This window comes from Ochrobactrum teleogrylli (genome assembly GCF_006376685.1).
Classification (GTDB): Bacteria; Pseudomonadota; Alphaproteobacteria; order Rhizobiales; family Rhizobiaceae; genus Brucella; species Brucella teleogrylli.
The window spans coordinates 1-1,134 of sequence record NZ_VEWL01000041.1 but is presented as its reverse complement, the minus strand read 5'-3'; the positions used below and the strand labels follow the sequence as shown (position 1 = coordinate 1,134).

Genomic DNA, 1,134 nt, shown 5'->3' with positions numbered 1-1,134 from the left:
ACGCCCGCAAGGCCAGCACCCAGCGCATAGGTGAAGGTGAGAAGCAGCGGCACATTGATGCCGAAGGCCTTGACCAGTGTCGGGTTTTCGGTGGCGGCGCGCAGATAAGCGCCAAGCTTGGTCTTTTCGATCAGAAGCCAGGTGCCAAGGCAGATGATCAGCGAAGCCACGACCACCCAGGCGCGATAATTCGGCAGGAACATGAAGCCGAGATTGTTGCCGCCTGCAAGCGACGGTGGCACCGCATAGGGCTGTCCGGCAGCGCCATAATAATAGCGGAACGTGCCTTCGATCACGAGCGCCAGGCCGAAGGTGAAGAGCAGGCCGTAAAGCGGATCGAGATTATAAAGCCGTGACAGCGCCACGCGCTCGACAATCGCGCCGCCGAGACCGACGATGATCGGAGCCAGAATAAGCGCTGGCCAATAGCCGATGCCAAGCCAGCTCAGCAGCAGATAGCCGACAAAAGCGCCGAGCATATATTGCGCGCCATGGGCAAAGTTGATGATGCGCAACAGCCCGAAGATGATGGCAAGGCCAAGGCTCAGCATGGCATAGAACGAGCCGTTGATGAGACCGACCAGCAACTGGCCGAGAAGCGCTTGCAGAGGAATACCGAAGATCATTGTCATGTCAGACTCCCAGCGCTTCGTTCAGGGCCGCCATGCGGTCGGGCAGTTCGGCGGTTGGGAAGTTCTCCGTCACCACGCCATGATCCATCAGATAGAAGCGGTCTGCGACCTTGGCGGCAAAGCGGAAGTTCTGCTCGACCAGAAGGATGGTCATACCGCGCTTTTTCAGCTCCACCAGCACATCGCCGATGCGCTGCACGATGACGGGCGCCAGACCTTCGGTCGGCTCGTCCAGCAGCAGCACCTTGACGCCGGTGCGCAGGATGCGCGCAATGGCCAGCATCTGCTGTTCGCCGCCCGACAGTTTGGTGCCGGGGCTATTGCGCCGTTCATGCAGGTTCGGGAAAAGCTCGTAAATCTCGTCCAATGACATCAAGCTCTGCTCGCCTTTTGCGACAACCGGCGGCAAAAGCAGGTTCTCGTGCACGCTGAGCGTGGCGAAGATGCCGCGCTCTTCCGGCACGAAGCCAAGACCCGCATGGGCGATGCGATGCAAAGGCAC

General features: G+C 60.0%; 2 protein-coding genes. Both read right to left on the bottom strand.

The window, feature by feature from the left end:
- Positions 1 to 632, bottom strand: a 632-nt coding sequence (locus tag FIC94_RS22310) for a branched-chain amino acid ABC transporter permease (RefSeq protein WP_140026471.1), incomplete at its 3' end; no start/stop codon positions are given.
- A gap of 1 nt (position 633) precedes the next feature.
- Positions 634 to 1,134, bottom strand: a 501-nt coding sequence (locus FIC94_RS22305; protein ID WP_140026470.1) for an ABC transporter ATP-binding protein, incomplete at its 5' end; no start/stop codon positions are given.